Source organism: Streptomyces sennicomposti, from assembly GCF_019890635.1.
Classification (GTDB): domain Bacteria; phylum Actinomycetota; class Actinomycetes; order Streptomycetales; family Streptomycetaceae; genus Streptomyces; species Streptomyces sennicomposti.
In genome coordinates this window covers 46,908-73,549 of record NZ_JAIOAB010000003.1, presented here as the reverse complement: position 1 = coordinate 73,549, position 26,642 = coordinate 46,908, and the positions used below count along the sequence as shown (strand labels likewise).

The 26,642-nt window shown below is 74.6% G+C and carries 18 protein-coding genes and 3 pseudogenes; 5 read left to right on the top strand and 16 right to left on the bottom strand.

The window, feature by feature from the left end:
- Positions 1-5 precede the first annotated feature (5 nt).
- On the bottom strand, positions 6-374 hold the full coding sequence (locus tag K7787_RS02435; protein WP_019986214.1) for a GntR family transcriptional regulator: 369 nt from the start codon (positions 372-374) through the stop codon (positions 6-8).
- 71 nt (positions 375-445) lie between these two features.
- Between K7787_RS02435 and K7787_RS02430 the strand changes: the two genes are divergently transcribed.
- Positions 446-1,405, top strand: a complete 960-nt coding sequence (locus tag K7787_RS02430; RefSeq protein ID WP_223000346.1) for a GNAT family N-acetyltransferase — start codon at positions 446-448, stop codon at positions 1,403-1,405.
- 91 nt (positions 1,406-1,496) lie between these two features.
- Here K7787_RS02430 and K7787_RS02425 read toward each other — a convergent pair whose 3' ends face one another.
- A complete protein-coding gene (locus tag K7787_RS02425) occupies positions 1,497-2,123 on the bottom strand; it encodes a class I SAM-dependent methyltransferase (protein WP_223000345.1) in 627 nt (208 codons plus the stop codon).
- A gap of 725 nt (positions 2,124-2,848) precedes the next feature.
- Between K7787_RS02425 and K7787_RS02420 the strand changes: the two genes are divergently transcribed.
- Positions 2,849-3,985, top strand: a complete 1,137-nt coding sequence (locus K7787_RS02420) for a lytic polysaccharide monooxygenase auxiliary activity family 9 protein (protein ID WP_247720483.1) — start codon at positions 2,849-2,851, stop codon at positions 3,983-3,985.
- A gap of 79 nt (positions 3,986-4,064) precedes the next feature.
- Here K7787_RS02420 and K7787_RS02415 read toward each other — a convergent pair whose 3' ends face one another.
- Both K7787_RS02415 and K7787_RS02410 read right to left on the bottom strand, forming a co-directional pair.
- Complete coding sequence (locus K7787_RS02415) at positions 4,065-4,934, bottom strand: lipase family alpha/beta hydrolase (RefSeq protein ID WP_223000344.1); 870 nt, start codon at positions 4,932-4,934, stop codon at positions 4,065-4,067.
- 198 nt (positions 4,935-5,132) lie between these two features.
- Entirely contained in the window at positions 5,133-5,579 is a 447-nt protein-coding gene (locus K7787_RS02410) for a MarR family winged helix-turn-helix transcriptional regulator (RefSeq protein ID WP_164388453.1), read from the bottom strand.
- Between the two features lie 145 nt (positions 5,580-5,724).
- Between K7787_RS02410 and K7787_RS02405 the strand changes: the two genes are divergently transcribed.
- A complete protein-coding gene (locus K7787_RS02405) occupies positions 5,725-6,099 on the top strand; it encodes a cupin domain-containing protein (protein WP_009187826.1) in 375 nt (124 codons plus the stop codon).
- Between the two features lie 17 nt (positions 6,100-6,116).
- Here the strand turns inward: K7787_RS02405 and K7787_RS02400 are convergent, their stop codons facing one another.
- Entirely contained in the window at positions 6,117-7,091 is a 975-nt protein-coding gene (locus K7787_RS02400) for a DNA polymerase Y family protein (protein ID WP_223000343.1), read from the bottom strand.
- Entirely contained in the window at positions 7,088-10,750 is a 3,663-nt protein-coding gene (locus tag K7787_RS02395; RefSeq protein ID WP_223000342.1) for a DNA polymerase III subunit alpha, read from the bottom strand. The genes K7787_RS02400 and K7787_RS02395 overlap by 4 nt, the downstream gene beginning before the upstream one ends.
- A gap of 267 nt (positions 10,751-11,017) precedes the next feature.
- On the opposite strand from K7787_RS02395, the pseudogene K7787_RS02390 reads away from it, so the two are divergent.
- Positions 11,018-12,070: pseudogene (locus tag K7787_RS02390) on the top strand (DUF3533 domain-containing protein); the annotation flags it as partial.
- 798 nt (positions 12,071-12,868) lie between these two features.
- Here the strand turns inward: K7787_RS02390 and K7787_RS02385 are convergent.
- The 9 genes and pseudogenes from K7787_RS02385 to K7787_RS02340 all read right to left on the bottom strand — a co-directional run bounded on the left by K7787_RS02385 (position 12,869) and on the right by K7787_RS02340 (position 23,545).
- Positions 12,869-13,948, bottom strand: coding sequence for a S1 family peptidase (locus K7787_RS02385; RefSeq protein WP_164390133.1), 1,080 nt, complete (start codon positions 13,946-13,948; stop codon positions 12,869-12,871).
- A gap of 458 nt (positions 13,949-14,406) precedes the next feature.
- A complete protein-coding gene (locus tag K7787_RS02380) occupies positions 14,407-15,309 on the bottom strand; it encodes a S1 family peptidase (protein ID WP_019986226.1) in 903 nt (300 codons plus the stop codon).
- A 317-nt stretch (positions 15,310-15,626) separates the two neighbouring features.
- Positions 15,627-16,406: a DUF1684 domain-containing protein gene (locus K7787_RS02375; protein WP_009187832.1), complete on the bottom strand. Its 780-nt coding sequence runs from the start codon at positions 16,404-16,406 to the stop codon at positions 15,627-15,629.
- Positions 16,403-18,493, bottom strand: coding sequence for an LLM class flavin-dependent oxidoreductase (locus K7787_RS32040; RefSeq protein WP_282107225.1), 2,091 nt, complete (start codon positions 18,491-18,493; stop codon positions 16,403-16,405). Before K7787_RS32040 ends, K7787_RS02375 begins: the two co-directional genes overlap by 4 nt.
- Positions 18,490-19,083, bottom strand: a pseudogene (locus tag K7787_RS02360) (LLM class flavin-dependent oxidoreductase); the annotation flags it as partial. The gene K7787_RS32040 and the pseudogene K7787_RS02360, both read right to left, overlap by 4 nt.
- Positions 19,084-19,512: 429 nt before the next feature.
- Positions 19,513-20,100 (bottom strand): annotated as a pseudogene (locus K7787_RS02355) (LLM class flavin-dependent oxidoreductase); the annotation flags it as partial.
- Positions 20,101-20,132: 32 nt separating this feature from the next.
- The gene (locus K7787_RS02350) at positions 20,133-20,894 is read right to left on the bottom strand and encodes an amino acid ABC transporter ATP-binding protein (protein ID WP_019986229.1); all 762 of its coding nucleotides are present in this window, start codon (positions 20,892-20,894) and stop codon (positions 20,133-20,135) included.
- A gap of 36 nt (positions 20,895-20,930) precedes the next feature.
- A complete protein-coding gene (locus K7787_RS02345; RefSeq protein WP_223000341.1) occupies positions 20,931-22,688 on the bottom strand; it encodes an FAD/NAD(P)-binding protein in 1,758 nt (585 codons plus the stop codon).
- Positions 22,685-23,545: an amino acid ABC transporter permease gene (locus K7787_RS02340; protein WP_223000340.1), complete on the bottom strand. Its 861-nt coding sequence runs from the start codon at positions 23,543-23,545 to the stop codon at positions 22,685-22,687. The genes K7787_RS02345 and K7787_RS02340 overlap by 4 nt, the downstream gene beginning before the upstream one ends.
- A gap of 514 nt (positions 23,546-24,059) precedes the next feature.
- On the opposite strand from K7787_RS02340, the gene K7787_RS02335 reads away from it, so the two are divergent.
- A complete protein-coding gene (locus K7787_RS02335) occupies positions 24,060-25,019 on the top strand; it encodes an ABC transporter substrate-binding protein (RefSeq protein ID WP_223000339.1) in 960 nt (319 codons plus the stop codon).
- Positions 25,020-25,161: 142 nt separating this feature from the next.
- Here the strand turns inward: K7787_RS02335 and K7787_RS02330 are convergent, their stop codons facing one another.
- Positions 25,162-26,400, bottom strand: a complete 1,239-nt coding sequence (locus tag K7787_RS02330; RefSeq protein WP_223000338.1) for a DUF5685 family protein — start codon at positions 26,398-26,400, stop codon at positions 25,162-25,164.
- Positions 26,401-26,642: the final 242 nt, after the last annotated feature.

Genomic DNA, 26,642 nt, shown 5'->3' with positions numbered 1-26,642 from the left:
GCGGGTTACTGGTCGTAGGCCGCGCGGAGGGCGTCGCGGGCGGCGGCGAGGGCCGCGTCCTCGGTGAGGCCGAGTCGCCGTACCCGCTCCGCGTAGGCCTGCGCCGCGCTCGCCGCCTCGCGGGCGGAGGCGGGCCCCGCGGCGGCCACGAACGTGCCGTTGCGGCCCCGCGTCTCGATCACGCCGTCCGCCTCCAGCGCCCGGTACGCCTTGGCGACCGTGTTCGCCGCGAGCCCGAGCGACTCGGCCAGACCGCGCACGGTCGGCAGCCGGTAGCCGACCGGCAGCGCGCCCGACCGGGCCTGCTCGGAGATCTGCGCCCGCACCTGCTCGTAGGGGGCCGCGCCGTCGTCGATGTGGATCTTCAAGGTCACGGGCCGATTGTCGCGCACCCGCCGGAAAATGGGAGGCGCCCGACCGCGCCGCCCCCGTAGCGTGCGCCCCCATGACCGTGATCGTCCGTGAACTCCGCCCCGACGCGCACGCCGACCTGGAGGGCTTCGCCCGGGTCCGGCACGTCGCGATGCCGTACGGCCTGACCACCCCCGCATCACTCGTCCACGACCTCACCCGTCTGCACCCCGACGCCCGCTACCGGCCGCTGATCGCCGTCGCCGACGGCGAGGTGATCGGCACGGCGCAGGTGCACCTGTCGTACCAGAGCCCCGAGCCGGGCCAGGGCAACATCAACGTGTACGTCCACCCCGAGCACACCCGCCGCGGCGCGGGAAGCGCCCTGGTGCGGGCCGCCGAGGAGCACCTGGCCGCGCACGGCGGGCGCCGGCTGCACTCCTGGGTGCTGGACGAGCCGGGCAACCGCGCCTTCGCCGAACGCCACGGCTACCGCGCCGGCCGCTCCGCGCACTTCTTCCGCCTCGACCTGGCCGCCGGCGGGCTGCCGCCGCTGGGGGACCTGCCGCCGGGCGTGGAGCTGCGCCGCGGCTCGGACTTCGCCGCCGACCCGCGCCCGCTGTTCGAACTGGACGCGGAGACCACCGCCGACGAACCGAGCGACGTGGACTACGAGATCACCGACTACGAGGCATGGCTGGCCGAGACCTGGCGGCATCCGCTGCTCGACGCCGAGCTGACCTCGGTGGCGGTGGTCGACGGGCGGCCCGCGGCCTTCACCGCCGCCCGCACGGACGGCGCCGGCCGGTACGTCACGGCGATGACGGGCACCGCGCGGGCCTTCCGCGGCCGGGGCCTGGCCAAGCTCGCCAAGAACGACTCGCTGCACCGCGCCCGCGCCGCCGGGTACACGGAGGCGCTGACCGGCAACGACACCGACAACGGGCCGATGCTGGCGATCAACAGGTGGTTCGGGTACGAGAGGTGCGCGAGCGAGGTGCGGTACCTCCGCGACCTCGGGCCGGCCACGGCCACGGCCACGCTCCCGGCCTGAGCCGCCGGACGCCCCGCGACACCACCGCGTCACCCCGCCGCGCCGCCGCCCCGGCGCACCGGAACCGCGGAATCCGCCGGGCTCCCCGGCCTCACACCCCGGCCACCACCGCGTACCGCTCGTCGGCGACCTCCTTCCCCCACAGCCGTACGTCCTCGGACAGATGTTCCACACGGATGTGCTCCGTGAGGGGGGTGAGAAGAGTGAGAAGCCGATCCGTGGGTATGCCGACGGGCGTGACCGTCCCCCAGACGCCCTCGACCAGGACGAGCCGCCCCGAGGGCCGCAGCAGGCTCCGCCAGTGCCCCAGCGCACCGGCGGGGTCGGACAGCGCCCACAGCACATGGCGGACGAGGACGACGTCGAAGCGCCGCTCTCCCACCGGCGGGCGGGCCGCGTCACCGGGCAGGAACACCGCGTCACGGCCGGCGAGCTTGGCGCGGGCCCGTTCGATCATGGCCTCGGACAGATCGACGCCCGTCACCCGGTGTCCCTGTTCGGCGGCGAGCTGCGACAGGCTGCCCGTGCCGCAGCCGAGGTCGAGCACGTCGGCGGGCCGTGCGGGCAGCCAGCCGCGCAGCCGCTCGGCCCAGGCGGCGCGCACCAGCGGATCGCGCAGCCCGTGATCCGGCTCGTCGTCGAAGACGGCCGCCTGCGCGTCCCAGTCGACGGGGGGCGAGGCCGTCGCGTGACCGTCGGTCGTGATCCGTTCACTCATGCGCCCCAGGGTGACACCCGCCACTGACAACCGGCCCCGGGGTGACGCCCGCCACTGACGTCCGATTCGTGACAGCCGCCACAGACAGACCCGCACCGATGAGGAACTCTCGCCCGAAAGGTCTACCTCCGTGAGAACACGGAACCCGGTAGGCGTCGAAGGAGGCACCGATGCGCCGTGTGACAGTGCAGAAGCCCCTGAGGAAGACGGACACCCGACGGGTCCGTGAGGAAGTGGTCGACGAACGTCCCGCCGGGCGGCCTGAGGTCCGCAAGGACATCGCGCGCACATGGTGGCCGGACGGATGACGGAGGCCGGCCGATGAGACGCGTCAGAGCGGCCGTTCGCGGCAGCTGACCCGGTCGTGACGCACGGCCACGCGGCGCACGCGCGCGTACGTCACCGCCACGAGTTCCAGCAGTCGCCGTCCCGCTCCCCTGCCGTGCGCGCCGGGGTGGACGGCGATTTTTCCTGCCCGCACGCCCGGTGCGCGTCGGAGACGCCGGCGACACAGACGCGTGCGCGCCACGGCGCCGACGGATGCGCACGGGCCGTCGCGGCCGGCCTTCCTGAGGACAGCCTGAGCGCTTCCTTAACGCGACCATAAGGATCGCCCTCCCCCGCCCTCAGCAGGCGATTTCCCGGTTCTCCCGGGCTAGCTTCTGATCACCCACGGGATCCCGTCCGCCCCGTTCCGCATCAGAGCCCTCCCCAGGAGTTCCGGCATGTCCTTGGTGTCCTCGGCGTCCTTCCCCAGAACCTCCGCCGCGTCCGGGCAGGGGACGCCCCGCCGCCGTACGGCCGCCGCGTCGGCCGTCCTCGGGCTGGCCCCGCTCGCCCTGACCGCGCTCGCCGCGTCCCCCGCCGCCGCGCACGGTTCGATGGGCGACCCGGTCAGCCGGGTCTCGCAGTGCTACGCGGAGGGCCCGGAGAGCCCCAGGTCGGCGGCGTGCGAGGCGGCGGTCGCGGCCGGCGGTACTCAGGCCCTGTACGACTGGAACGGCATCCGGATCGGCGACGCGGGCGGGCGGCACCAGGCCCTGATCCCCGACGGCAAGCTGTGCAGCGCGGGCAACGAGGAGTTCAAGGGGCTCGACCTGGCCCGCGCGGACTGGCCGGCGACCTCGGTCAAAAGCGGCGCGTACACCTTCAAGTACCGCGTGACCGCCCCGCACAAGGGCACCTTCACCGTCTACATCACCCAGCCCGGCTACGACCCGGCGAAGCCGCTGGCCTGGTCCGACCTGGATCTCCGGCACCCGGTCGCGACGGTCACCGACCCGGTGGCCACGGGCGGCTTCTACACCTTCTCGGGCGCCCTGCCCGAGCGCGGCGGCAGGCAACTGCTGTACGCGGTCTGGCAGCGCTCGGACAGTCCGGAGGCGTTCTACTCCTGCTCGGACGTGACCTTCGGCGGGAGCAACGCCGGAAGCACCGGCGCGAGCGGTACCGGGAGCGGCGGCGGCGCACCGGCGCCCGCGGCCTCCGCGCCGACGGACCGGCAGATCGAGGCCGGGACCGGCAGGTCGACCGTCGAGCACCACGGCCACGGCGACGACGACCCCGCCACCACCACGGACCCCACCGGCGCCCCGGCCTCGGACCCGTCCCCGGCCGCCGCCGCGGACCCCGCTCCGGTGGCCGCGGACGACCCCGCACCGGCCGCCGGGGCCACCGCGACCGGCTCCGGCCGGACCGGGGCGGGCGCCCCGGCGCGCGGCACGGGCCTGGCCGAGACCGGCGGTGACGGCAGCACGCCGTATCTGGCGGTCGGCGGCGCCGCCGTCCTGGCGGCGGGCTCGGCGGTCCTGTTCCTCTCGGTCCGGCGGCGTGCCGCGGCCGGCGGCCGGCACGGCCGCTGAGCGGCCGCACGAACGCGGGGCCTGTCCGGCGGCTCAGGCCGGACAGGCCCCGGTCAGATGTGCGGTGGGTGTGCCGGCGTCAGCTGAAGACGGACGCGCAGTTGGTCGTGGTGGCGTGCGCCGGGTCGAGGGCGTTGGCCACCTCGTGGAAGGCGATGCGGTCGGTCAGACCGATCGCCAGGTGCTCGGACAGGTCCACCGCGCACAGGTCCTGGAGCAGGACGTTGCGCACGTCGGACCCGGTCAGGTACTGGCTGCGCCAGGGCGTGGCCACCTCGTCGTACTTGGTGGCGATGACCGTGTAGTGCACGCCGGGCACGGTGTCGCCGCCGGCGTTGAGCTTGGTGAGGAAGGCCGAGCCGGGGATCTGGTCGGCCAGGCCCGGGGTGGCGGCGGAGATCAGGCCTTCCGCGCCCGGGAAGTACGGCAGCAGGTTGGTCAGGCCGCTGATGGTGGCGCCGTGGTTGTCGGGCGCGATGCCGACGAGGGCGTTCACCTTGGCGGCGCCGCCGAGGAACTTCAGGTAGTAGCGGGGCATCATGCCGCCCTGCGAGTGGCCGACGAGGTCCGCCTTCGCGGCTCCGGTGGCGGCGAGCACCTTGTCGACGAAGGCGGACAACTGCTCGGCCGACCGGTCGATGGGGCCGAGGCCGTGGAAGAGCGGGACGCCGTCCAACTGGCCGTAGTCGAGGGAGTAGACGCAGTAGCCGCGGGCCTCCAGGTACGGGGCGAGGCCGAGCCAGTTGTCGACGGAGTTGCCGAGGGTGCCGTGGACGAGGACGACCGGCCGGGGGTGGGCGGCGGACGGCTTGCAGCTGTAGTCGTTCCAGCCGTGGGACGGGGCGGAGGCGGCGGTGGAGGCGTGGGCCGCGGTGGCGGGAACGGTGGCGACGGCGGCGGCCAGGAGCAGGGCGGCCAGGTGTCTCAGGGCGCGCTTGAGGGGCAGCATCGGGTGATCTCCTTGCGGCTCGAGGGGAGGTGCGACGGCATGGCGACGGCACTGAGCCCTGTGATCCGGATCACGAGGATGCTGTTCACTCGTCAAGTTACGGACGAGTAGTGCAACTGTGAAGTTACGCGTCGGTAAAAACTCCGGGGGGCGACCGGTGACGGGTGAGCGACGTGAGGTAGTGCCCCTGACGAACCGTCACCAAGTGGGCCGGATCGGACCGTACGGCGCGAGGCGCGTCAACTCCCGCCCCAGTGCGCGCACTTGCTCCTCCCCGATGACCTCGCCCCAGGCCCGTACGGCGTCGGCGGCCGACTCCTCGGCGGCACGGGTGCACGCCCGGCCGCGCTCGGTCAGCACGATCAGCCGGGCCCGCGCGTCCTCGGGGTGCGGGCGGCGCTCCGCGTACCCCTTGCGCACGATCTCGTCCACGAGCTGACTGGCCGCCTGCTTGGTGACGCCGAGATGGGCGGCCAGCTCGGTGACGGTCGCCCCGGCCGGGGACAGCCGCGCGAACGCGAAGCCGTGCGCGGGCCGGAGTCCCTCGAAGCCGCGGGCGACGACGCCCTCGTGGATGCGCTGGGTCAGCTCGCCGGCGACGGCGAGCAGGGCGGCGGACAGGGCCATGGCCTCGGAGTTCTGCACGGAGGCATTGAAACACCCTTGACGAAATGGTCAAGCAGCCTGACCATATTACCGAGGCGCTTGGTCAAGCAGCTTGACCATTCTCCGGCACCGCTCACCTTTTCCCGGCCCTTTCCCGGCCACCACCCACCCTTGAGGAGCCCCCATGCCCGTCGTCCGCGCGTCCGACGCCGTCACCCACGAGATCCACGGCGCCCGCTTCGTCTCGTACGCCGCCCCGCGCACCGGCGCCAGGGAGCTGTGCGCCTGGCGCGGCGAGATCCCCGCGGGCACCAGGGCGCCCGCGCACACCGTCACCCGCGAGGAGATCTTCCATCTGCTCGACGGCGAACTCCTGATCACGCTGGACGACCGCACCGAGCGCGTCACCGCGGGCGACACCGTGATCGTCAACGCCGGTGCGACGCTCACCGTGGAGAACCCGACGGACCGCACCGCCGTCTCCTGGGTCACCACCTCCACGGGCCTGCGGGCCCACCTGGCGGACGGCACCGTGCTCACCCCGCCGTGGGCCAACTGACCGTGTACGAGCGGCGGTCACGCGGCCAGCGTGCCCGGCATCACCGCGCGGGGGCCGAACTTGGCCCGCGCGCGGTCCGCGACCTCCTCGATCCGGCGCACCTTCTCGTCGACGGGGTCGAAGGTGAGCTGGTGGGACGCCTGTTCGGCGGAGGTCAGGCCCTCGGCGCGCAGGACCAGCGCGCGGACCCGGGCGCGCTGGAGGCCCAGCGCCTCGTACATGCCGTAGGCGGCCCCGGTCAGCGCGGCCGAGTGGGCGGTGGGTTCGGCCAGGGTACGGCTGCGGACGGTGGCCGACCGGTCGGCGTAGCGCACGGTGAGGGTCAGGGTGCGGCAGACCTTGCCGACGGCGCGCAGCCGGGCGCCGAGTTCCCCGGCGGCCGACAGCAGCGCCCTGCGGTGCCGGTCGGGGTCCAGTTCGTCGCGGTCGAAGGGGCGTTCGGCGGCGAGCGAGCGGGAGACGGCGTTGGGGACGACCCGGCCGCGGTCGACGCCGTTGGCCTTCTCGTGCAGTTCGCGGCCCGTCTTCGCGCCGACCAGGCGCTGGAGCGTGGACAGGGGCGCGGCGGCGACCCGGCCCAGGGTGTCGAGGCCGTACTCGGCCAGGGTGCGGGCGGTCGCCGTGCCGACGCCGGGCAGCGCGACGACGGGCCGCTCGGCGAGGAACTCCGCGACGGCGGCCGGGTCGCCGGGCACCGCGCGGGTGCGGCCGAACCGGGCGTCGCGCAGGGCCATCCGGGCCAGCATCGGCCCCGGTCCGGCGCCGATCAGGCAGTCCACGCCGTAGCGGGCGAGCGAGCGGACCCGGATCACGGAGGCCAGTTCGACCGCGCCGCGCCCGAAGTACCGTTCGGCGCCGCGCAGATCGGCCAGCGCCCCGTCCGGCGGCAGCGCCTCCACGACCGGGGTGAACTCCTCCAGCAGTCCGAGCAGCCCCGGCAGGGCCGCCTCGTACATCGGGGACAGCTGGAAACGTACGCAGAGAACAGTCATCCCGCACTCCCTGGACTCTGGTGCCACAACTTCCTTCCGCTGGCGGGCCCTTCGCCCGCCGGTCGCAGGTCCGCCCACGGATGCATCTCGTAGCCGGTGGACATGCGGATGCGTCGTCCGCGGGCGGTGTCCATCGGGTCGGGCGCGGCGGAACCGGCGGGCGCGGGGCGTCCGTCCGATCCGGCGAGCCGGGCCCGGCGCGCGCCCTCGCCGTCGTCGCTCTCGCCGTCGCCGTCGGCCGGGGCGCCCTGAGGCGGTCCGCCGGGGCGGGCCAGCCGGGCCGCCACCTCCTCCAGGCCGCCCTTGGCGCGCAGTTCGGCCAGTTCGGCGAGGTTCCAGGCGGCGGCGCCCACCACGCTGAGGCTGCGCGGGCCGCGCCGCTGCACCACTCCGCGCACCAGCAGCAGCCAGGAGTGGAAGACGGTGTGCGCGCAGGCGTCGTGGGAGTCGTCGAAGAAGGCCAGGTCGACCAGGCCGGTGCCGTCGTCCAGGGTGGAGAAGATGACCCGTTTGCCGGACCGGATCGGCGGGGTCTGGGTGGCCGCCTTGGCGCCCGCGACCAGCACCGTCTCGCCGTGCCGCGCCGCGCGCAGGCGGCGCGCGGAGACCACGCCCAGCTCGTCGAGGAACGCCCGGTGGTCGTCCATCAGGTTGCGTGAGGCGTCCATGGACAGCACCCCGAGTTCGGCGCTGAGCCGCTCCGCGTCGGACAGGTCGGGCAGCCCGGCGGCGGCCGTCTTCCTCCCTCCCGCCAGGGGGAGCTGGCCGCCGCCCGCGCCCCGGGCGCCGCGGTGCAGTTCGGTCAGGTGCAGTTGCAGGTCGCGGCGGTTGGCGCCGAACGCGTCCAGCGCGCCCACCTGGGCGAGCCGGCCGGCGATCGGGCGGCTCGGCCGGGCCCGCTCCCAGAAGTCGAGCAGGGAGGCGTAGGGCCGGCCGGCCGCGATCCGCGCCGCCTCGGCCTCGCTGATGCCGTGCACGTCGCTGAGGGCGAGCCGCAGTCCCCACCGCGCGGCCCCCTCGGCCCTTCCCGGCGCCCAGCCCCCTTCAGGTTCCCCCTTTTCAGACACCAGTTCGATACGGTGGGCGACTCCCGAGCGGTTCACGTCCAGCGGCAGGATCGGCACCCCGCGCCGCCGCGCGTCCGCCAGCAGCAGCCGCTTGGGGTACATCCCGGGGTCGTGGGTGAGCAGTCCGGCGTAGAAGGCGGCCGGGTGATGGGCCTTCAGCCACGCCGACTGGTACGTCGGCACGGCGAAGGCCACCGCGTGCGCCTTGCAGAAGCCGTACGACCCGAACGCCTCGACGATCTCCCAGGTGCGCTGAATCGTTTCTGCACCGTATCCCCGCTCGGCCGCCCGCTGGGCGAACCACACCTTGATGCGTCCCTGCGACTCCGGGTCGGACAGCCCGCGCCGCACCCGGTCCGCCTCGTCCCGGCCGCAGCCGGTCATCAGGTGCACGATGTGGATGATCTGCTCGTGGAAGACGACGACGCCGTACGTCTCCTCCAGCGGCTCCCGCAGGTCCGGGTGCGGATAGCGCACCGGCGCCCGCCCGTGCCGCGCCTCGATGAACGGCCGCACCATGTCGGCGGCGACCGGCCCGGGCCGGAAGAGGGAGATGTCCACCACGAGATCGTGGAAGGTGTCCGGCTGGAGCCGCCCCACCAGGTCGCGCTGGCCCGGCGACTCGATCTGGAAGCAGCCGAGCGTCTCGGCGGAGCGGATCAGCCGGTACGTCGCCGGGTCGCCCGGCGGCACGGAGTCCAGGTCGATCCGCTCCCCCGTGGCCCGCTCCACCTCGGCGACCGCGTGCGCCATCGCCGACTGCATCCGCACGCCGAGCACGTCCAGCTTGAGCAGCCCGAGGTCCTCCACGTCCTCCTTGTCGAACTGGGACATGGGCAGGCCCTCGCCGCTGGTCGGCACCACCGGCGTCCGGGCGAGCAGGGAGGCGTCGGACAGGAGGACCCCGCAGGGGTGCATGGCGATCCCGCGCGGCAGGGCGTCCAGCGCCTCGACCAGCTCCCAGAGCCTGCCGTACCGCTCCTTCTCCCCCGCCAGCGCCTTGAGTTCGGGCAGTTCCTCCAGGGCCGCGCGTGCGTCGCGGGCGCGGATGTGCGGGAAGGACTTGGCGACCCGGTCGATCTCGGCCGGGTCCATGGACAGGGCCGCGCCCACGTCCCGGACGGCGTGCCGGACGCGGTACGTCTCCGGCATGGCGACCGTCGCGACCCGCTCGGCGCCGAACCGGCCGATGATCCGCCGGTACACCTCCAGGCGGCGCGCGGACTCCACGTCGATGTCGATGTCGGGCAGCACGAACCGTCGCTTGGACAGGAAGCGCTCCATCAGCAGCCCGTGCTCGACCGGGTCGGCGTGGGCGATGCCGAGGAGATGGTTGACGAGGGAGCCGGCGCCGGAGCCGCGCGCGGCGACCCGGATGCCCATCTCCCGTACGTCGTCCACCACTTGGGCGACGGTGAGGAAATAGGAGGCGAAGCCGTGGTACGCGATGACGTCCAGCTCCTCGTGCATCCGCTCCCAGTAGGCGCGCCGGCCGGCGTAGCCGCGCAGCACCATGCCGGCCGCGGCCCGGGAGGCCAGCGTGCGCTGGGCGGTGCGGCGGCCGGCGCCGACCAGGTGCGGCTCGGGGAAGTGGACGGCGCCCATGCCGAGGTCGTCCTCCGGGTCGACCAGGCACTCGGCGGCCGTGGCCCGGGTCTGCTCCAGCAGGCGGTGGGCGGTGTCGCGGCGGAAGCCGGCGGCCTCGCCGATCCGCTCGGCCGCGTGCAGCATGGCGCCCGGGTCCTTCAGCCAGGCCTCCCCCGAGTCCAGCTCGCCGGCCGCCTCGATCGGGACCAGGCGGCGGGCGGCGTCCAGCACGTCGGCGACCGGTCCCTGGCCGGGGTCGGCGTAGCGGACGGCGTTGCTGAGGACGGGGCGCACCCGCTGCTCGGCGGCGAAGCCGACGGTGCGGGCGGCCAGCCGCAGGGAGCCCGGGCCGGTGCCCGTGCGGCCGTGCCAGACGGCCTCCAGGCGCAGGGCGTCGCCGTAGACCTCGCGCCAGGGGACGAGGAGCCGCGCGGCCCGGTCGGGGCGGCCCGCGGCCAGCGCCCGGCCGACGTCGGAGTCGGGGCCGAGCAGGACGGTGAGGCCGTCGGCGTGGTTGTCGGGCCAGGCGAGCAGCGGGGTGTCCGCGGGGACGGCGTGGGCGGCGGTGACCAGACGGCACAGATCGGCCCAGCCGCGGGCGCCGTCCCGGGCGAGGAAGGTGACGCGGGGCGCCGACTCGTCGACGAAGGCGCCGCCGCGCACCGGTGTCCGGCGCCGCTCGGGCCGTACGGCGCCGTCGCCTCCCGCGGGCCACGCGGGCGCCGGGCGCCGCGCCACTGAGCCGTCGGGCCGTACGGCGGCGCGGCCGGCCGGGGGTGCGGGGCGGGGCTCGGCGACCGCCAGGTCGACGCCGAACAGGGGGCGGACGCCCGCCGTCGCGCAGGCCTTGGCGAAGCGGACCGTGCCGGCGAGGGTGTCGCGGTCGGTGAGGGCGAGGGCGTCCATGCCCCGCTCGGCGGCGCGCTCGGCCAGCCGCTCCGGGTGCGAGGCGCCGTAGCGCAGGGAGAACCCGGAGACGGTGTGCAGATGCGTGAAACCCGGCACACGCACCTCCCGCACCTGTGAGCCGACAGCGGCTCTCGAACATCAGTTCCAACTACCTCACCACCACCATACCCCCATCCTCGAACATGCGTACGACAACCGTGCGGGCGTGTCCGACCTGCGCAAACGCCCGCCCGGCCCGGGTGCTCGTGTCCCGGGGCCGGGCGCTCGGGCGTCCCCGGGCGGCCCGGCGCCGCTCGCCCGTACGGTCATCCGTTCGGGTGTCTTCCGCCTGCGGGAACGGCCGCCGCCACGCAGCGTGAGGGCATGAGCCACCCCCACGCCCACCGGCACCACCCCTCCTTCCGCCAGGAGCTGAGGGACGCCGTCACTCCCCGGGCCTCGCTGCTCGTCCTCGGTGTGCTCGCGCTCCAGCTGCTGTTCATCGCCTCCTACGTGGGCGCGCTGCACAAGCCGAAGCCCGCGGACGTGCCGTTCGGCGTCGCGGCGCCCCGGGCGGTGGCCGGGCAGACGGCGGACCGGCTGCGGCGGCTGCCCGGCGCGCCCCTGGACCCGCGCACGGTGGCCGACGAGGCGGCGGCCCGCCGGCAGATCCTGCACCGGGACCTCGACGGCGCGCTGGTCGTCGCCCCGGCCGGCGCCACCGACACGCTCCTGGTCGCCTCCGGCGGCGGCACCGCCCTCGCCACCACCCTGGAGAAGATCGTCGGGGCGGCGGAGAAGGCCGAGGGCCGCACGGTGCGGACGGTGGACGTGGCCCCCGCCTCCGCCGGCGACTTCGACGGGCTGTCGTCGTTCTACCTGGTCGTGGGCTGGAGCGTGGGCGGCTATCTGTGCGCCTCGATCCTCGCCATCAGCACCGGGGCGCGGCCCGCCAACCCGCGGCGCGCCTCGATCCGGCTGGCCACGATGGCGCTGGTCGCGATCGCGGGCGGGGCGGGCGGCGCGCTGATCGTGGGACCCGCCCTGAACGCCCTGCCGGGCGGGGTCCTCCAACTGTGGGGGCTCGGCGCGCTGGTCACCTTCGCGGTGGGCGCCGCGACGCTCGCCCTCCAGGGGGTCTTCGGCATCGTCGGCATCGGTCTGGCGATCCTGCTGGTGGTGATCGCGGGCAACCCGAGCGCGGGCGGCGCCTTCCCGCTGCCGATGCTGCCGCCGTTCTGGAAGGCGATCGGCCCCGCCCTGCCGCCGGGCGCGGGCACCTGGGCGGCCCGCTCGATCGCGTACTTCCGCGGCAACGCCCTCACGGACGCACTGCTGGTACTGGCGGCATGGGCGGCCGCCGGGGTCCTGATCACCCTGCTGGCATCGGCACTCCGGAGAAAGCGAGCGGGAGCGGCGGCGGGTGCGGTACGCCCGGCGGGCGCGGCCGTGGGGGCACCCTCGGGCGCGGTACGCCCGGACGTGGGGGCACCCTCGGGCGCGGTACGCCGGGGGGACGCGGGCGTGGGGGCGCATCGGTACGACGGGGAGGGTGCGGGGGCGGGGTTGGTGGGGGGCGGTGCGGACGCGGGGGCGGTCCCGGAAGGGGGCGGTGCGGACGCGGGGGCGGCCGGTGCTCCGCCACAGGGAGCAGGGGAAGCGGGCGGCACCCCGCCGCAGGCGGTCACCGCGCAGCCCGGCGCGGACGACGTCTCACCGGCGTCAGCGCCCCAGCCCGCCGCAGGCGAGACCGCTCCCGCCGCCGCAGGCGAGGCCGCTTCCGCCGCCGTAGGCGAAGAGCCCGCGCGGGAGAGCGAACCCGCACAAGCCGCCGCAGGCGGAGAAGTCCCCCGCGCAGGCGAAGCCGCGCCGGTCGCCGCAGGCGAAGCGGCCGCCCCCGAGAACGAGGCCACACAACCAGCCACCCCCGAGAGCGAGGCCACACAGCCCGCCGCAGGCGAAGGCACCCCCGAAAGCCAGGCCGCACAACCCGCCGCAGGCGAAGGCGTCCCCGAAGACGGGGAGCCCGAGTCGGTCGCCGGCCGAGCATCCGCGCCGCCGGGGACCGGTGAGGGGGACACCTTCGTCGATCCCGGTTCCGGGGCGGACTCCGGCCCGGAGGCACCCGCCGCGCGGCCCGGGCCGGACGCGTGAGAGCCCCGCTCCCCGCCGCCGGTGGAGGCGGAGCGAGGGAGCGGGGCTCTCACGGTTCCCGTGGGGGGCTCGGTCGGGCGGTCAGCCGATCTGCGCGCCGGTCGCCGACAGCGCCTCGGTGACCGGCTGGAAGAACGTCTCGCCGCCGGACGTGCAGTCGCCGCTGCCGCCGGAGGTGAGCCCGAGCGCGGTGTCGCCGTCGAACAGCGAGCCGCCGCTGTCGCCGGGCTCGGCGCACACGTCGGTCTGGATGAGGCCGCTCACCGTGCCCTCGGAGTAGTTCACGGTGGCGTTCAGACCGGTGACCGTACCGGTGTGCACATGGGTCGTGGAGCCGCTGCGGGTCACCCGCTCGCCGACCGTCGCCTCGCCCGCCCGCGTGATCGCCTGGGTGGAGCCGTCGTAGAGGTCGACCGCGCTCGGGTGGTCGACGGACCCGGTGTACTTGACCAGCCCGAAGTCGTCGCCCGGGAAGCTGGACCGCTCGTTGCTGCCGATCACCGTCCCGCTGGAGTCCGACCAGGTGGAGATGGCGGCGGTGCAGTGCCCGGCGGTCAGGAAGTAGGGCTGGCCGTCCTTGACCACGTTGAAGCCGAGCGAGCAGCGGCCGCCCGAGCCGGTGATGGCGTCGCCGCCGGCCACGAAGGGCTTGAACTGCCCCTTGGACCGCTTGAGTTCGGCCTTCGTGCCGAGCCCTTCGACGACCTTCGCGAGCTTGGCCCAGGCGGCCTCGGAGACGGTCCGGTCGGCGGTGACGACGACCTTGTCGCCGACCGGGTCGACGGCCCAGGAGGTGCCGGGGATGGTGGCCCGCTCGGCCAGCGTCGTCCGCGCGCCGTCCAGTTCGGCGAGGGTGTGCTCGACGATTCTGGCCCGCGCGCCCGCCTGCTCGACCCGGTCGGCGGCGGCGCGGTCGAGCACGTTGACCACGAGGTTGCGCGCCCCGGCGTCGTAGTAGGCGCCCGCGGTGTCCGTGCCGAGGTTCTTCAGCAGGTTCGAGGCGAGCTTTCCGGCCGCCGGGGCGGACAGCACGCGGGCCTCGGGGGTCCGCGCGGGCTCACTGGCGTTCGCACTCTGGAAAGTGACTCCCGCGGCGACCAGCGCGGCGATGCCCGCGCCGGCCAGGGCGGTACGGCGCCGGGGTATGCGTCGGTGCTTCAACTGTCGTCCTCCTGTGGGGGGATCGACCCGGGAGGTGGTGGGGACCGCACGGGCCGGAAGGCGGTTGAACGGCGCCCACTATTCCGAGCCCCACAGGGAACACACAAGGTCGAGATCTGGACGGGCCTACATCAACCTGCGTATGCCGCCTGGGCCTTGCCCGCCCGAGGTCACACCGTCCGCGTTCGCACCGCAAACACTACGGGCAAGTAACCGATAGGCGCTCCGTGAGGACTAGTCCTGTCTGGAATTCGCCCCTCCGGGAACCTCTCTTCGTTCCGCGCACCGCGCACCTTCGGGACGCGCACGGCGCGTCCTCGTTCCGTGCACAACGCCTCCTCGCCCCGCACACAACGCGAAGCCCCCGTACGCCTGTTGGCGTACGGGGGCTCCACCTGCCGCCGGCGCAGGTACGGCGCGGACCGGGGCCGTGCGCACGGCCCCGGGAGCGGGGGGCGTCAGTAGACGTGGACCCCATAGGCGCTCAGCGCCTCCGTGACCGGCTGGAAGAAGGTCGTGCCGCCGGAGGAGCAGTCGCCGCTGCCGCCCGAGGTCAGGCCGTAGGCGACACCGCCGTTGGAGTACAGCGGACCGCCGGAGTCGCCGGGCTCGGCGCAGACCGTGGTCTGGATCAGGCCGGAGACGACGTCGCCGCCGCCGTAGTTGACCGTCGCGTTGAGCGCGGTGACCCGGCCGCTGTGGATGCCGGTGGTGGAGCCGCGGCGGTAGACGGTGGTGCCGACCGAGGGCGTGGCCGCGCTGGTGATGTCCACGCTGCCCACCGCACCGGACTTGGTCACCGAGCTGTTGGTGTAGCGCACGATGCCGTAGTCGTTGCCGGGGAAGGAGGACCCGGCGGTGGTGCCGAGGGTGGTGGAGTGCGACGAGTTCGACCACCAGGTGCCCGCGCCGTCGGTGCAGTGACCGGCGGTGAGGAAGTAGTAGTTGCCGCTGGAGTCCTGGACGTTGAAGCCCAGCGAGCAGCGCCAGCTACTCGCATAGATGGCGTCGCCGCCGGAGATCAGCTTGTTGAACTTGCCGGAGGTGCGCTTGATGGTGAGCGCGCCGGAGTCGGTTCCCGCCTGCTGCTTGATGCGGGCGATCTGTGCGTCGGAGACCCGGCTGTCGGCGGTGACGACGACCCGGTTGGTCTTGCTGTCGACCACCCAGGCGGTGCCCGGGATGTCGGCCTTGAGCACCGAGTCGCTCGCCTTGGTGAGCTGCGCGGCGCTGAAGGTGTCGGTGTCGGACGCGTTCGCGCTGGGGACCGCGAACGCGGCGGCGGCCACGAGGCCGGCGGCGATGGCGACCGCCCGGGTCTGTCTCGTGATACCGCGGGGGGCAGTGCGCTTGATCCTCACTTTTCGGTCCTCCACAAAGGAAGTCGGGGGCCCGCGTGGGGTCGGGGCCCGTGAGGCGCAGCCGGGGGCATCCGGATTCCGGATGTTGTGTGCCCCTGACAAGCGCTGTGGGGGAGTATTCGGCCGAACGACCGGTCGGCGCAAGGGTGCCTTTCGGCCGTGCGACTGTGTTCGTTTCCGAGTGGACTGTGTGCGATCAGGGGGATTTGACGGTGCGTCAGCAGCCGTGCCGACGGACCGGCGGGCCGTCGAACCGGCGGCGTGCGGCGGCCCGCCGGTCCTCGGACCCACGGGCCGCCGCACGCCGGGACCCCGGCTCAGAGCAGCGTGCGCTCCCCCGCCGGTATCGCGAGGTCCAGGGTGTTGCCCGGCGGCGGGAAGGGGCACAGGAAGCCGTCGCCGAACGCGCACGGCGGCAGCACCGCGCGGTTGAAGTCGACCGTGGTGCGTCCCTCGGCGTCCGGCGCCTCGGGGTGCAGGAACCGGAAACGGAAGCTGTCGTGGCCGCTGGTCGCGTCGGCGAACACCGCCCACAGCGAACCGTCCGGCTGCTCGGCCGCCTGGAGCGTCAGCTCCCGTCCGGCCAGCGTGAACGCCAGCTCCCCGGCCAGGGCGAGGCCGCGTTCCCGGCCGTCCGCGTTGGGCACGCGCACGGTGCGGTCCTCGGCGTACCGGGTGAAGCGGCCCGGCGCCGACCAGCGCGGATCGTGGCCGTCGACCGCGATGCCGCGGAACGCCCGGCGGGCCGGGGCGGCCGGGTCGAAGACCCGTACGCCCCAGAGGCCTTCGCGCTCCAGCAGGACGAGACGGCGCTCGCCCAGCGCGACCCTGGCGTCCGCCACCGGACCGGTGTCGGCGCCGAGCCGCACCTCGCCGTCGAGCGGGCGGCCGTCCACGGTCAGCCCGTCCGCGGCGGCGGCGATGAGCACGACCTCGTCGCCGTCGGCCGCCCAGATCCCGGGGATGTCCGGAATTCGACCGTCCGGATAGTCCGCGAGCCAGTGCGTGCCGGTCAGCGCGAGCGGGCCGTAGGGCGCCGACACCGATGCGGTGCGGTCCTCGTGCCACTGCTTCCACCGGTCGGATGCGTCCGTCATGTGATCAACCCTTCCATGTACGGCCTGGTGGCCAAACCGAGGTGCGCGCGCAGGGTGGCGCCCTCGTAGCGGGTGCGGAACGCGCCTGCGCGCTGGAGCAGCGGCACCACGCGGTCCACGAAGTCGTCCAGTCCCGCGCCCGGCACGGGGCAGGGCACGAGGACGAACCCGTCGACGCCCTCCGCCCGGACGAACGCGGCCAGCTCCCCGGCGACGGCCTCCGGCGTCCCGGCGAAGACGAGAGGGGCCGCGGGGGCGGCCCCCTCACCGTCGGCCAAGGGGCCGCGTCCGCCGGCGAGGCCCGGCGGGCCGCCGCCGTCCACGGCGTCCGGCCCGTCCGGGCCGGCAGCGCCTGCGCCTCGGCCGGTGAGGGCCGGCCCGGCCGTGACGGCGGTGGCCCCCATCCGGCCGGCGGAGACCGGCCCGGCCCCGGCAGCGAGGGTGCGCCCGCCCGAGCGGCCGCCCCCGGCCGTCCCGCCCGTACGGGCGGGGACCGCCCCGCCCGTGTCCTCGGCGGTTCGCCGACCGCCGCCGGAGGCGGCTGTTCCGCCGCCGGCCGTGACGGTGCGTCCGATCGCACCGCCGCCAACCGCCCCCGCCCCGGCCTTCCCGGCGGCGCTCGTTCCGTCCATACCGGGAACGGCCCCACCCGGCCGGGCGACCGCCCACCCGGCCGTGGCGACACCGCCCGGTCCGGCCGCACCGGGGGCGGCGGCCCTGGCAGGGGTCGGAACGGGTTCCGCCGGGGTCGTGGCGCGGCCTGCCGGGGTCGGGGTGGGGTCCGCCGGGACCGGAGAGGGTTCCGCCAGGGTCGGAGCGGGTTCCGCCGAGGCCGGGGCGCGGTCCGCCAGGACCGGAGCGGGCTCCGCCAGGGTCGGAGCACGGTCCACCGGGACCGGAGCGGGCTCCGCCAGGGTCGGAGCACGGTCCACCGGGACCGGAGCGGGCTCCGCCAGGGTCGGAGCACGGTCCACCGGGACCGGAGCGGACTCCGCCAGGACCGGAGCACGGTCCGCCAGGACCGGAGAGGACTCCACCAGGACCGGAGCACGGTCCGCCGGGACCGGAGCGGGGTGTTCGGTCGGGGCGGGTGGCTCCTGGGTGAGCGGCTGGGGCTCCGGTGGGCCGGTCTCGACCCTCCTCCGTGCGAGCTCCGGGGCCGGTACGGGGCCGGCGGGCGGTGGTGCCTCCGGGGCGTATGACCGGCCGGCGGCGCGGAGCTGCGGGACGGCGGCGGCGCGTACCGCGTCCCGCAGCGCCGCCGCCCTCTTCAGCGCCTCCGCCTCGCTGTCGCCGACGACGACGCGCGCGGCCTGGAGGATGCGCAGCTCGCCGGGGTCGCGGCCGTGCCGGGCCAGGCGTTGCTTCAGGTCGGCGTAGAACTCCTGTGCGTCCCGCAGGGTCCGGGGCCGGGTGAGGACGATGTCGGCCGTCGCCGCGGCGGACTCCCGTTCCTCGTCGGAATCCCCCGCCTGGAGGACGACCGGATGGCCCTGCGGCGGGCGCGGCACGGTGAACTCGCCCGCGATGTCGAAGTGCCGGCCCCGGTGCGCGAACGGGCGCGGGCCGCCCTCCGGCGTCCAGGAGTCCCACAGTTCCCGCGCCGTGGCGACGAACTCGGCGGCCCGGGCGCACCGGTCGGCGCGGTCCGGGTGGCCGCCGCGTCCGGCGCCCTCGTCGGTGAAGGCGCCGGTGAGGACGGAGCCGGAGGCGTTCCAGGCGGCCCGGCCGCCGCTGAGGTGGTCCAGGGTGGCGAGCCGACGGGCGAGTTCGTAGGGCTCGTCGAAGGCGGTGTCCACGGTGGCGGCGAGTCCGAGGCGTTCGGTGACCCCGGCGAGCGCGCCGAGCACGCTGACCGGCTCCGGGCGGCGGATGCCGTCCGTCCGGCACCTCCCCTCCCCACGCCGCCCCTCGGCGAGGAGAAGGAAGTCGAACAGTCCGCGCTCGGCGGTGCGGGCGAGGTCCTCCAAGGCGGCGAACCCGGTGCGGGCTCCGGGCGGGGTACGGCGCGGGGCGCCCGCCGCGGGGGCCGCGGCGCCGGGGGCGTACACGGCCAGGTGCATCCGCCGGGGCGGCCGTACGGTCATGCCGCGCCCCCGGCCTGGGCGTAGCGGTTCGCGGGCCGGGGCAGGCCCAGGTGCTCGCGCAGGGTGCTGCCCGGGTAGAAGGTGCGGAACAGACCGCGGTGCTGGAGCAGTGCCACCGTGCCGTTGACCAGCCGTTCCAGATCGCGGTGCGGCGCGGTGGGCACCAGGTGGAAGCCGTCGACGGCACCGGCACGGTGCCAGGCGGCGATCAGTTCGGCGAGGTCGACGGGGCCGCCGCGGTACAGCGGGCCGCGGTCGCTCGGCCGGGGGCCGCCCCCGCCGTGGCCGCGCTCGGCGGCGTACTCGCCGTCGCCGAGGTCGACGACGAGCGAGGCCAGCACCCGCAGGGTGTCGGGGTCCCGGCCGAACCCGGCGGCCGCGGTACGCAGTTGGTCGCGCAGGGCGGCGGCCTGTGCCGGGCTCGCGGCGCGCACGAGGACGACGTCGGCGTAGCGCGCGGCGGTGGCGCGGGCGTGGCCCTCGGTGGCGTCCACCACCCGTACGGGGTGCCCCTGCGGGGGCCGCGGCACGGCCGAGGGCCCCCGTACGGAAAACGTCCCGCCGGTGAAGTCGACCTGATGCAACCGCTCCCCGCCGACCGCCCGGTCACCGACGGAATGACCACCGCCCGTCCGGCCACCGGACGGACGGCCGCCGGACAGCCGGTCACCGGACGGACCGCCCCCGGCCGACCGACCGTCGTACGGCCCGTCCCCGGACCGGCCGTCACCAGCCGAGCGGTCGTCGCCCGAACGGCCACCGGACAGGCGGTCACCAGGCCGGCCGTCACCGGACGGGCGGTCACCGGACCGACGGTCGCCGCCCGGGCGGTCACCGGACGGACCGCCGTCGGACCGGCGGTCACGGGTCGCGCGGTCACCGGCCGCCGGGCGGCCCCCGGACCGCCCCCCACCGGCCGAGCGCCCACCGCCCGGTCGCTCATCGCCCGGCCCGTCACCGGACCGGCCGTCACCGGCCGAGCCGGCGTCGTACGGGCCACCGTCATCATGCGGACCGCCGCCGCCGTACAGACCGTCGCCGTACGAACCGCTGTACGGACCGCCGGACGAACCACCGGACGCACGGTCGCCCGGCCGGCGGCCGTCGGCCGGGCGGCGTTCCGCCGGGCGCCGGGCTTCCACCGGGCCCCGGCCCCCCGCGCTCTCCTCCTCCCAGCTGTCCCACAGCCGTTCCGCCGCTTCGGCGACCTCCGCCGCCTCCTGCCACAGTTCCTCGGCGGTCGCCGCGTGGCGGCGGCCGAAGAGGCGGGCCTCGCCCTCGGTGGGCGAGACCTCGATCCGCCAGCCCGCGCGGCCCCGGCTGAGCCAGTCGAGGGTCGCCACGGCCGCCTGGACCTGGAACGGCTCGGTGTGCGTGGTGGTGACGGTGGGGACCAGGCCGATACGGTGCGTGGCGGGCGCCGCCCGGGACAGGACCGTCAGCGCGTCGGGGCCGGGGCGGGCGAAGCTGTCGTCGAGGGTGACGAAGTCGAGCCGGCCGCTCTCGGCGAGCCGGGCCGCCTCGACGTGCGGGCCGGCGTCGTAGGCCTGCTGGCCGCCGATGTCGGCGGCCAGGTGCAGCAGCGGCCGGCCGTGCGGTGCGGTCATCGCGGTAAGTCCTTCCGGTTCCGGGCCACGCGTCAGACGACCTTGGAGAGGAAAGCCCGGGTCCGCTCGTGCCGCGGCCGGTCGAGCACGGCGTCCGGCGGACCCTGCTCGACGATCCGGCCGGCGTCCATGAACACCACCGTGTCGGCGACCTCGCGTGCGAAGCCGATCTCGTGGGTGACGACGATCATCGTGGTGCCCTGCCGGGCGAGGTCCTTGATGACGTCGAGGACCTCGCCGACCAGTTCGGGATCGAGGGCGGAGGTGGGCTCGTCGAACAGCAGCAGCTTCGGTTCCAGGGCCAGCGCGCGGGCGATGGCGACGCGCTGCTGCTGGCCGCCGGAGAGCTGGGCCGGGTAGGCGTCCGCCTTGTCGGCGAGGCCCACCCGCTGCAGCAGCCGCCGCCCGGCCGCCTCTGCCTCGGCGCGGGGCAGCCCGCGTACGGAGACGGGCGCCTCGACGACGTTCTCCAGCGCGGTCAGATGCGGGAAGAGGTTGAAGTTCTGGAAGACGAAGCCGATCTGCGTGCGCTGCTTGAGCACCTCGCGTTCGGGCAGTTCGTGCAGCCGGTCGCCGGAGCGCCGGTAGCCGATCAGGGTGCCGTCCACGCTGATCGCGCCCCGGTCCACCTTCTCCAGGTGGTTGACGGTGCGCAGCAGCGTCGACTTGCCCGAGCCGGAGGGGCCGAGGAGCACGGTGACCTGGCCGGTGCGGACCTGGAGGTCGATGCCTTTGAGGACTTCCGTGGAGCCGAAGCTCTTGTGGACCGACTTGATGTCGACCATGACGCTCATGGGGGGTCCTTGACGTAGGGGTGGGAGAGGGCGGGCTCAGGCGGCGCTCGCGTGCGGGGCGAGCGCCCGCAGGAAGGTGAGCGCGGCCCGGGCGGTGGCGTCGTTCTGCCGGAACGCGGGGCCGCCGGTGCGCGGCCGGGTGAACGCGCCGGGGGTGCGGCCGTCGGTGAACGGGCCGAGGGCGAAGCGCCGGGGGTGGGGCCGGCCGGCGCCGTCCAGGACGCGGCCGTCGGCGCGGTCCACGCGCAGCAGTCCGTCGGGGGTCTCGGCGGCCCCGTCGGCGTGCAGGTCGCGCAGCAGTGCGTCGCGGGTGCGCCGGACGGTGGGTTCGGGCAGCCGGGCCTCGACCAGGGCCCGCGCCTCGACGGTGTGGCCGGGCACGGTGGGGCTGGTCGCGCGGAACACCCCGTCCTCGGCGGTGACGTTCATGTCCGCGCCGACGAATCTCAGGACGCCGGCCCGGGACAGGGCGAGCATCTGGCGCAGCCGGGGTCCGGGCGGTCCGGAGGCGAGGAAGCTGAAGAAGCCGTGCCACCAGGGGCCGATGTCGCCGAGCCGCACCAACTGGCCGTAGACGGAGAGCAGTCCGAGGAAGACGGCGAGGTCGGGGCTGTGCCGGGGGTCGTGCCGGCGGCGCAGGTCCTCCTCGATCCGGTCGCGCAGCGCCCGCTGGAACTCCTCGGGCGTGGCGTGGTGTTCGCCGGCCAGCGGACGGTCCAGCGCGGCGAGGTCGAGGCGGTCGGCGGGATCGGGCACGGCTTCGGCGACGAGGGCGGCCCGCTCGCCGGGATCGGCGTCGGCGTATCTCTCCTCGAAGTCGGCCCACTTGAGGGCCGTGCGCTCGGGGTGGGCGGTGAACAGGCGGTGGTAGTGGGCGTAGCCGAGTTCCTTCTCCACCAGCGGCCAGACTTCCTCGCGGAAGTCGAAGCCGTCGGGGCGGGCCAGCAGCGCCCCGGTCTCGGCGGGGCCGAGGAAGCGGGGCAGCGGCGGGCGTTCGCCGGTGAGGTCGTAGCCGATCTTGGAGTGGTACGGGACTCCGCGCCGCGAGCCGACGTACAGCACCGGCTCCCGCCCGGAGGGGTGGTAGGCGTCCTGTTCGTAGCGGCCGCCGCGGCCCTCGGTGAGCAGCGCCATCAGGTCGACGAAGGCGAGTCCGAAGCCGCGTACGAGGACGGGTTCGCCGGCCTTCAGGGCGGACAGGTCGCTGTCGGCGGTGAAGTCGGGCGGCAGGTGGACGAGGCCGTGCGTGCGGGCGTAGGCGGCCAACTCCTGCTGTTGCTGGTCGTGTTCGGCGTCGAGATGGCCGAGGGCGAGGACGACGAGGTCGGCGAGGAGCGGGCGCGGGCGGCCCTCCAGCCACACCTGCTGGCGTCCGTCGCGCGGGCCGCCGACGCGCAGGGCGCGCACCGGGTGGTGGTGCACGGTGATGCCGGGCGGCAGCGCGGCCACGGCGTCGTCGTACACCCAGCGCAGATAGGCGCCCTGGAGGCGGCGGTCGGCGAAGGTGCTCCCGGTGACGCCGGCCCACTCGTGCAGGGTGGGGCCCTCGCGCACCGGTCCGGCCATGTCGACGGTGTCGTCGGTGAACATGGTGACGTCCTCGGCGTGCGAGTTCATCCACAGCAGCGGCGACTGGGCGTCGCGCCAGATCCGGCCGCCGCCCGGCGGATGCGGGTCGACCAGATGGATGTCGAGCTGCGAACCGGCGTACAGCTCGGCGGCGTTGGCGGCGATGCGTTCGATGAGACCGGTCCCCCGCGGCCCGGCCCCCACGATGACGAGTGCGGGTTTCACCGGTGGCTCTCCGACCCGCGCGCGTAGTGCCGCTCGACGTAGTGCTGGCCGACGCTGAGCACCGAGGTGACGACGGTGTACCAGAGGGTGGCGACCATCAGCAGCGGGATGACCTGGTAGGTCTGGTGGTAGATGAGCTGCGTGGAGTAGAGCAGGTCCTGGACGGCGATGACGCTGACGATGGAGGTGCCCTTGAGGGTGCCGATCAGCATGTTTCCGGCGGGCGGCACGATGGAGCGCATCGCCTGCGGCAGCACGATCCGCCGCCAGCGCCGCCACCGGCTCAGGCCGAGCGCCTGCGCCGCCTCGATCTGGCCGCGGTCGACGGAGAGGATGCCGCCGCGCACCACCTCGGCGGCGTAGGCGGCCTCGTGCAGGGTGAGGCCGATGATCGCGACGGTGACCGGCCCGAACAGGTCGACGGTCTGCACGCCGAGGACGCGCGGGTACAGCGCCCCGATGTTGAACCACAACAGCAGCTGGACCAGGATCGGGATGGACCGGAACAGCCAGACGTAGCCCCAGCTGACCGCGCGCAGCACGGGGTTGGCGGAGAGCCGGAAGACGGCGAGCAGGGTGCCCAGGGCGAAGCCGAGCGCCATCACCACGGCGGTCAGCCAGAGGGTGAGCCACAGTCCGCGCAGGACGGAGTCCGAGGTGAAGTAGTCGGCGACGACGCCCCATTGGAAGGCCTGGTTGCGGACGACGGAGGTCAGCGCGAGGCCGAGCAGGACGAGGACGACTGCGGCCGCGGTCCACTGGCCGTAGCGGCGTTGCGGCACGATCCGCGGCACATCGGACGGTTCGGGTGTGTCCGGGGCGGTGGCCTTGACGAGGGTGATGTCGGAGGAGGACATGCGAAGGCTCCGTGATGCGTCGAATGGAACACGGTGGTGCCTTCACACAGGGCCGCGCTCCCGGCAGGGCGCGCGGTGACGGCCGAGCCCCTCAGCAGGGCCGTTGACAAGGAGGGTACGGCCCCGTTTCCCCTCGCTGTCAAGGCTGTCCATCATGTGAGCCGTACGTCTCAGGTCGGTTGACGTGCATCCGGATGCCTGTTCCACTTGGCCCATGCATCCGCAGCAGTGGCTGGTCACGCGCTCCCACATCGACTTCGGTCGTGTGTGGTCCTGTTCCTGTTGAGCCGACCCACTGCGCGCCCTGGTGAGCACGGGCGCTTTTAGCGTTCTCCCGTTTCGGCCCGGCGTTCCGCCTGCTTGAGGCGTCCGCGGGCTTTCCCCGTTCCGTCCCTGCCCTCAGGGTTCGTCCTCAGCGTTCCGCACTGTTCTCCCGCGTTCGTCCCGCCTTCACACGCGCACCCCTCCCCTCGCGTTCGCCGACGTTCCTTTTCCCTCCCAGGAGACCGCACCCATGCGTACGTCCCAGCCGGCCCGCCGCCGGCATTTCCTCTCGTTCGCCCTGATCAGCTCCGTGGCGCTGCTGCTCACCTCGTGCGGTACCGGGTCCGGCGACGCCTCGGCGGGCGGCGGCGGGTCGGGCGCCGCGGCCAAGGCCGCGCGCATCCCGACGACGGACGTCGTCTCCGGCGTCCGGAAGGACCCGGCGGCGGCCAAGCTGCTGCCGGCCGGGGTGGACCGGCTGACCATCGCCTACAGCGTGGGCGGCACCCCGCCGGGCACCTCCTACCTCGGCGACGGCAAGACCCTCGTCGGCCAGGACGTCGACTTCGCGAACGCGGTCGCCAAGGTGCTCGGCATCCGTCTGGACAAGCAGGAGGCGAGCTTCGAGGCGATCCTGCCGGCCCTCGGCAGCGGCAAGTACGACCTCGGCGCGGGCAACTTCGGGGTGACCGAGGAACGGCGCAAGACGATCGACTTCGTCACCTACATCAACGACGGCCAGGGCTTCGCCGCCCGCAAGGACAGCAAGCTCGGCCGGATCACCGAGCTGAAGCAGCTGTGCGGCCTGGACATCGCGACCGGCGCGGGCACCACGTTCGAGGCGACGCTGGAGCAGAACAAGCACGTCTGCGCGGACGCGGGCGAGAAGCCGTACAAGGTGCAGACCTACAGCGAGACGGGCGCGCTGTGGTCGTCGTTGCAGCAGGGCCGCAGCGATGTGGTGATGTCCACGATCAACGGGTTGCGCTACTCGGTGGCCCAGCAGCCGGGGCTGAAGTTCCTCAACGAGTTCCACCGCCTCGACGTCGGCTTCGCCTTCAAGAAGGGCACGAAGCTGGCGCCGGCCTTCCAGGCCGCGGTGAACAAGCTGATCTCCGACGGGACTTACCGCAAGATCCTTGACAAGTGGGGCACCACCGGCTCGGCGATCAAGGAGTCGCGGATCTCCCCGCCGGAGCTGAAGAACTGACGGTCAGCGGGCGAAGTCAGTCCGGGCCGGGGCAGGACGCCCGGCCCGGACTGCGCCGTCACGGCCCGCCGCGACCGACCCGCAACCGGCCCCGCCGTCACCGCCCGCCGTCACCGCTCGCGGCCGGCCCCGTCCGGAACGGTCAGCAGTCGCAGCAGGAGCAGCACTCACAGCATTCGCAGCACTGGCACGCCTCGCAGCACGAGCAGTCGCAGTCCCCGCAGTCGCACCCGCTGCACAGCCCCTCGCGCTTCTTGCCCGACCACGGCCCCTCGAACTCGTCGGCGCAGCACGCCTTGCAGGTGCAGCACAGTCCGACGGCCGCCGCGCAGCCGGCCCAGAAGCCGCGCTTGCCGGGCCTCGGCGGCTCGCCGCCGAAGGGGTTGCCGCCCCGGGACGGATCGTAGGGGCCGTGCGGAGGCTGCGGGTGCTGCGGGGCGTACGGCCCCTGCGGCGGGCCGAAGGCGCCCCGGGGCTCGGGGGTCCGCGTGGGCGCGTGACCGCAGGAGGCGGTGCCGAAGGCGCGGTCCACGGAGCGCGGCAGTTCGTGGACGAGCAGCAGATGGGCCAGGCGCCCGTCGGTGAACTCGGCCTCGCGCAGGGCGAGCCGGATGCCGTGCACGGCGTCGTCGGCGAGCCGGCGGGCCTCGGTGAGCGGGGTGCCGGTCGCGGTGAGCGGGTTCCAGGCGCCCGAGGCGGCGTCGGCGGCCTGGTCCTCCACCGCGTCCAGCAGGTGCGCGAGCCGGCCGAAGAGGCGGCCGGCCTCGGCGAGCGGTGCGGCGTTGGCGGGCCGGCCGGCCAGGTGCGCGGTGTGCGCGAAGGCCGCGGCGGTGGCGGTCTCGGTCGGCTCGGTGACGGCGAGGACCGGGGTGCCGGGCCCGGCCAGCGCCTCGATGCCCACCTGCCGGTCCACGGCGTCGACCAGGACGGCGGTGTCGAAGCCCACGTCGGCGCCGGTGCGGGCGCCCGCGCGTCCCCAGCTGTCGGCGACCCGGCGCGCGGCGAGCGCGACCGGCCGCCGGGCCAGCAGCCCGTCGCCGTCGGCGACATGGTCGCGCACCTTGGCGGAGGCGAGCACCAGCGAGACGGCCGCCGCGAGCCGGGCGCCCTCGCCGCGGGCGACGGAGGCGGTGCGCATCCCGCGCAGCGGGCACGGTCCGGCCGTGCGCCGGCCACCGCTCTTCCCGCTCTTTCCGCCGTCACCGGCCGTCTGAGCTTCCGTCAGGACCGATATGAGCAGGCCGTCATAGTTCGTCACGACTCTCGCGAACTGTCCGTGATCACCGCGCAGCGCCAGACAGAGCCCGCACAGATGCGCCATCCACTGAGCCTTGAGATGCTCACCGAGCCGGTGGCTGCACGGCCTGACGATTCCGAACACGACGTTCCCCCGTGGTGCGTACGACGTTGAGCTGCCGCATCGTATCGGCCGGCTCGTTCACCCGTACGCACCCCTGGTCACCCGAGTGCCATTCGTGCCGCAGGGACAATCATATTTCACTCACAGTCAGCAGCCGTGTAGGAAACGACCCTTGGGGCACAAGGCCCTCGACGGATCGGGCTGTGCACCAGTACCGTCACAAACCCCCCGCGCGGCGTCTATCCACTTGGCGCACCGTCCGC

Excerpts from the sequence above, each read along its gene's own strand:
- K7787_RS02375 (WP_009187832.1), bottom strand. The coding sequence starts at position 16,406 with ATGACGGACGCATCCGACCGGTGGAAGCAGTGGCACGAGGACCGCACC.
- K7787_RS02430 (WP_223000346.1), top strand. The coding sequence starts at position 446 with ATGACCGTGATCGTCCGTGAACTCCGCCCCGACGCGCACGCCGACCTG.
- K7787_RS02350 (WP_019986229.1), bottom strand. The coding sequence starts at position 20,894 with ATGAGCGTCATGGTCGACATCAAGTCGGTCCACAAGAGCTTCGGCTCC.
- K7787_RS02340 (WP_223000340.1), bottom strand. The coding sequence starts at position 23,545 with ATGTCCTCCTCCGACATCACCCTCGTCAAGGCCACCGCCCCGGACACA.
- K7787_RS02420 (WP_247720483.1), top strand. The coding sequence starts at position 2,849 with ATGTCCTTGGTGTCCTCGGCGTCCTTCCCCAGAACCTCCGCCGCGTCC.
- K7787_RS02400 (WP_223000343.1), bottom strand. The coding sequence starts at position 7,091 with ATGACTGTTCTCTGCGTACGTTTCCAGCTGTCCCCGATGTACGAGGCG.
- K7787_RS02425 (WP_223000345.1), bottom strand. The coding sequence starts at position 2,123 with ATGAGTGAACGGATCACGACCGACGGTCACGCGACGGCCTCGCCCCCC.
- K7787_RS02405 (WP_009187826.1), top strand. The coding sequence starts at position 5,725 with ATGCCCGTCGTCCGCGCGTCCGACGCCGTCACCCACGAGATCCACGGC.
- K7787_RS02415 (WP_223000344.1), bottom strand. The coding sequence starts at position 4,934 with ATGCTGCCCCTCAAGCGCGCCCTGAGACACCTGGCCGCCCTGCTCCTG.
- K7787_RS32040 (WP_282107225.1), bottom strand. The coding sequence starts at position 18,493 with ATGACCGTACGGCCGCCCCGGCGGATGCACCTGGCCGTGTACGCCCCC.
- K7787_RS02335 (WP_223000339.1), top strand. The coding sequence starts at position 24,060 with ATGCGTACGTCCCAGCCGGCCCGCCGCCGGCATTTCCTCTCGTTCGCC.